We start from the raw sequence: 4,905 nt of genomic DNA, 5'->3' as shown, positions 1-4,905 counted from the left end.
AGCTCCCGCAGGAGCTCGAAGATCGACATCTCGTGGCTGATGTCGAGCGAGGCGGTGGGCTCGTCGAGCGCGAGTACGCTCGGCTCCTGGGCCAGCGCCCGGGCGACGCGCGCGCGCTGCTGCTCCCCCCCGGAGAGGGTGGAGACGGGGCGCCCGGCCAGGTGCAGGACGTCGCAGCGGCGCATGGCCTCCTCCACCGCCCTCCGGTCGTCCGGCCCCTCGCGGCGCCAGCTCCCGAGGTAGGGGTAGCGGCCCATCGCCACCAGCTCGCGCACGAGGATGGGGAAGGCCAGCTCCTCCCCCTGCGGCACCACGCCCACCTCGCGCGCCATCTCCACCCGCGGCCATGCCGCCACGGCGCGCCCGCGGAACTGCACCGTGCCGCGCTCCGGCGTAAGCGTGCCGAGAAGCAGGCGGAGCAGCGTGGACTTTCCCGAGCCGTTGGGGCCGAGGACCGCCGTGCACGCGCCGCCGGGGATCTCCAGGCTCACGCCGTCCACCGCCGCGCGGGCGGAGTCCGGGTAGCGGAACGCCAGGCCCTCGCAGCGCCAGCTCACGCCGCCCTCCGCCGCAGCAGGAAGACGAAGAACGGCACGCCCACGAAGGCCGTCACGACGCCCACGGGAAGCTCGGTCGGCGCGGCGGCCGTGCGCGCCAGAGCGTCCGCCAGCACCAGGAACGTGGCGCCGAGAAGGAGAGATGCGGGGATGAGGAAGCGGTGGTCGCCGCCCCACAGCAGGCGAATCACGTGCGGGATGACGAGGCCCACGAAGCCGATCACGCCCGCGGCGGCGACGGCGGCGGCCGTGAGCAGCGACGCGACGCCGTACGCGATCAGCTTCGTCCGCTCCACCGAGGTGCCCAGGTACGCCGCGGTTTCCTCGCCCACGGAGAGCAGGTTGAGCGGGCGGGCGAGCGCGACGAGGATGGCCACGGCGGGCAGCATCGCCGCGGCGAGCGTGGCGTCGGACGCCCACGTCGCGCCGGAGAAGCTGCCCATCATCCAGAACATCGCGGAGCGGAACGAGTCCGCGTCCGCAAAGGTGAGCGCGAGGAGGATTACGGCGTTGAAGAACGCGCCGGTCACCACACCTGCGAGGAGGAGGATGCGCGTGTCCAGCGTCTTGCCGACGGACGCGGCGATGCGGAACACGAGGAGGATGGCGAAGATGGCGCCCGCGAACGCCGCGCCTGAGACGGAGCCGGCGGACGCGAGCACGCCGCCGGTGACGAGCGCGCCCACGGCCCCGACCGCCGCGCCGCCCGAGACGCCCAGGATGTACGGCTCGGCCAGCGGGTTGCGGAGCAGGGCCTGGAACACGGCGCCGCTCACCGCCAGCGCCCCGCCCACCAGCGCCGCCTGGAGCGAGCGCGGCAGCCGCAGCCCGCGCACGATGGCGACGGTCGTGGGGTCGCCCAGCCCGCGCGCGGCGTCCACGATCTCGCGCACGGACAGCCGCACCGCGCCCAGGCGGATGCCCAGGAGCAGCGCGGCGACGAGGCCGAGGGCGAGGAGCGCCAGGCGCAGCGCGGGCCTCACGGGCTTGCCGCGTCCGGATGCAGCGCCGCCGCCAGCGCCCTCGCCGCCTCGGCGATGTGCGGGCCAGGGCGGTTGACGAGGTCCGCCGGGACGGTCACGGCGTGCCCGTCCTTCATCGCCCGCAGCTCGCGCCAGCCAGGGGCTCCACGCAGCGCGGCGATGCTGGCGGCGGCCCCCTTCTCGCCCTGCGGCAGGACGACCACGTCGGGGTCGCGGCGCACGATCTCCTCCAGCGACACGGTGGGCCACTGGCGCGCCGCGTCCGCGAACGTGTTCGTCCCCCCCGCCACGCCGATGAGCTGCGCCACGTACGTCCGCGGCCCCGCCGTCATGGGTGGGTCGTTCCAGACGACGAAGAACACGCGCGGCCGCGGCTTGCCCGCGACCGACGCCGCAACATCGGCCAGGCCCCGCCGCATCGACGCGGACAGCGAGTCGGCACTTGTGCGGCGGCCGGTGAGCGCGCCCAGGCTGCGGACGGCGCGGAAGACGTCGGTCGTGTCCTCGGTCTTCAGCGCGAAGAGGCGGATGCCCAGCGCCTCGATCCGCTGCCGCGCCGCCGGGTCGCTGCCCGCATTCCAGCCCACCACCACGTCCGGCCGCAGCGCCACCAGCCGCTCCAAGCTGGGGTCCATCCCCCCGCCCACCGACGGCAGCGAGTCGATCCCCATCCCCTTGTCGAAGTCGTTGCGGCCGACGAGCGCGCCACGCGCCCCCAGCGCCAGCAGCGTCTCCGTCGCGCTGGGGACCAGGGAGACGATGCGGCGTGCGGGGTGCGGCAGCGTGACGGTGTGCCCCGCGTCGTCCACGACGGACACGGCGCTGTCGGGAGATGCGGATACGGCCCGCTTCGCATCTCCCGTCCCGCCGCACGCCGCCAGCGCGCACGGCAGGGCCAGCGCCGCGACCCATGCCGCGCCGCGCCGCCCGACCGTCCGCTCGCGGATGGCTGCCGAAAACAAGAATGCCCGTCCTTTTTCCCGTGTCTGAACGGGAGAGGGAACGGGCACGATGGGGAGACGCACGCCCCGCGTGGGGCGCTTCGCCGGCCGGATCGGACCCCGCTCCCCTCCCGCGAGGGGGCTGCGTGCGGGAGCGAAGGGGGCCGGTCTCCTGGCTCGAGGCAGCGTCGCTCGCCTTCCCGGGACCTCGCTGGGTCCTAGTGGCGTTCACGGCGGGACGAATCCCTCCGCGGAGCGGGCCTGTCCGGCGCATGCGCCGGTCCTCTCACAGTGGCGGGGCCGCGCCGGATTCACACCGGCTTCCGATAGGCCCTCCTCGCTTCTGACAACTCCGCAAACCTATCCGGCCTGCACGGCGGAGGCAAGGAGAGCGGCGCCGCGAGGAGGCCGACGTGCACCACAGCGGCGACGTGCGCTGGGCGACGACCATCTGCGCGGCAGCCAAGACCGCGGCGGCCTGCGGTAACCCTCCGCCACCGGACGGGACGACGATCGGAGCGCGCCGCCCACCCGGGGCAGCGCGCTTCTCGTTTCGTGTCCTCCCACGACCTTCGTCCGCGCTCCCACCCTCCTCCAGAGATGCGAATCGCCCGAAGCCCTCCCTTGTGGCGATTCCGATCGACCGATCTCGCTCCTCTGGAGATTCGCATCGCCCGAACGCCGTTCTTTCGCGCCGCGCCGCATCTCACGTCCGCGTCTCACGTGAGCGTTGTGCGCGGGCACGGCCGCCGGCATCTTCTCCCTCGCATCCACGTGGCCGTGCATTCCTTCCTGCAATGAAGGCGGGCAGATGATCGAGCGCGATGTAGACGTGTGCGTGGTGGGCGCGGGGTTCGCCGGCCTTGCCGCCGCACGCCACCTCGTAAGCGAGGGCAGAACCGTCGCCGTGCTGGAAGCCCGCGGCCGCGTGGGCGGCAGGGTGTGGGGCAAGACGCTCGGCGACGGAACCACCGTGTCGGTGGGCGGGACGTGGCTGGGAAAGGACCAGGCGCGGATGTTCGACCTGGTGGGCAAGGTGGGCCTGGGCGTCTACCCGCAGTACGACGACGGCGACCTGCTGATGCGGCTGGACGGGCGCAACGCGAAGTTCGGCGAGCTGGCCTCCGACCCCGCCTGGTGGTGGGCCCTGGCGTGCCTGGGCATCGCGTACGCGCGGCTGAACGAGATGGCCGCCGGGCTGCCCCTGGACCGCCCGTGGGACGCGCCCGGCGCGCGCGAGCTGGACGCGCAGACGCTGGAGGGGTGGATCTCGTCGTGGTGGAACGTGCCGTCCGAGCGCGCGCGGACGCTGCTGCGGACCACGCTGGGGCTGCTCTTCTCGTCCGACCTGTCGCTCGTCTCGCTGCTGGGCGGCATGGTGCTGGCCCGCGGCGGGCGTGGCGACGGCTTCCTCTACTACATCGACGCATCCATCACCGAGACGCACCTGGTGGACGGCGGCGGCACGCCCGAGGTCGCCCGCCGCCTGGGCGAGGAGCTGGGCGGCGCGCTGCACACCTCCGCGCCGGTGCGCCGCATCGCGCACACGGACGGGGGCGTGGAGGTGGTGGCGGACGGCGTGACGGTGCGCGCCGGGTACGTCATCGTCACCGCCCCGCCCGTGCTGGCGGGGGAGATCGAGTACGACCCGCCGCTGCCCGACGCGTACGGGCACCTCATGCGCGGCATGCCGGCCGGCGCCATCTTCCGCGTGGTGACCGTCTACGACCGCCCGTTCTGGCGCGACGCCGGGCTCAGCGGCCAGAGCGCCGCGCCGCAGTCGCCCGTGGCGGTGAGCATCGACCAGTCGCCGCCGTCGCCCACCACGGACGCGCCGCCGCCGCGCGGCATCCTGAGCAGCTACGCCATCGGCCCCAAGGCCGTCGAGATGGCGGCGATGGACCCGGACCGTCGCAAGGAGCTGTGGCTGCGGGAGCTGGCGGTCCGTTTCGGCGACGAGGCAGCGGGCCGGCCGCTGGACTACGTGGAGACCGACTGGTCCGCCGAGGAATGGTCCAAGGGAGGGATGATCTCGCACTTCGCGCCCGGCGTGCTCACCTCGTACGGCCAGGTGCTGCACGAGCCGCACGGCCGCATCTACTGGGCGGGCACCGAGCGCGCCACGGAGATGCACGGCCTGATGGAGGGCGCTGTCCGCTCCGGCGAGCAGGCCGCGCAGAAGATCGTCCACAGGCTCCGCGGCGAGTAGCCCGCCTTCACTTCCGGAATCGAACGCGGGCCGGCACTCCTCCGTGGGAGTGCCGGCCCACTTGCATCTCCCGCGCTTCCGATGGCTTCCGCCGTCAATAACGGAATCCGGATAGATCGGCTTACCTTCGCGGAGTCTCGCCCGAAGCGGCTCGGACCATCGGTAGCAGCCCACGCCCGTGGGCTTCGTGCCGTCGTAGCCCGCGGCTTTAGCCG

Annotated in this window: 4 protein-coding genes and 1 riboswitch; of the genes, 1 reads left to right on the top strand and 3 read right to left on the bottom strand. The window is 73.6% G+C overall.

Annotated features, from left to right (window positions below):
* The 3 genes from VFE05_11175 to VFE05_11165 all read right to left on the bottom strand — a co-directional run.
* Window positions 1–557, bottom strand: a 557-nt coding sequence (locus VFE05_11175) for an ABC transporter ATP-binding protein (GenBank protein HET6230621.1), incomplete at its 3' end; no start/stop codon positions are given.
* The gene (locus VFE05_11170; protein HET6230620.1) at window positions 554–1,540 is read right to left on the bottom strand and encodes an iron ABC transporter permease; all 987 of its coding nucleotides are present in this window, start codon (window positions 1,538–1,540) and stop codon (window positions 554–556) included. The genes VFE05_11175 and VFE05_11170, both read right to left, overlap by 4 nt.
* A complete protein-coding gene (locus VFE05_11165; GenBank protein ID HET6230619.1) occupies window positions 1,537–2,502 on the bottom strand; it encodes a cobalamin-binding protein in 966 nt (321 codons plus the stop codon). The genes VFE05_11170 and VFE05_11165 overlap by 4 nt, the downstream gene beginning before the upstream one ends.
* Window positions 2,503–2,648: 146 nt before the next feature.
* Window positions 2,649–2,806, bottom strand: a riboswitch (cobalamin riboswitch).
* Window positions 2,807–3,292: 486 nt separating this feature from the next.
* Here VFE05_11165 and VFE05_11160 point away from each other — a divergent pair.
* Window positions 3,293–4,690, top strand: coding sequence for an FAD-dependent oxidoreductase (locus VFE05_11160; protein ID HET6230618.1), 1,398 nt, complete (start codon window positions 3,293–3,295; stop codon window positions 4,688–4,690).
* Window positions 4,691–4,905: the final 215 nt, after the last annotated feature.

Source organism: Longimicrobiaceae bacterium (assembly GCA_035696245.1).
Taxonomy (GTDB): Bacteria; Gemmatimonadota; Gemmatimonadetes; order Longimicrobiales; family Longimicrobiaceae; genus DASRQW01.
Note: the sequence above shows the minus strand (reverse complement) of the source record. Positions and strands in the feature narration are given on the sequence as shown.

Bases quoted from the DNA above. Each gene is read 5' to 3' on its own strand.
- VFE05_11160 (HET6230618.1), top strand. From the start codon at position 3,293: ATGATCGAGCGCGATGTAGACGTGTGCGTGGTGGGCGCGGGGTTCGCC.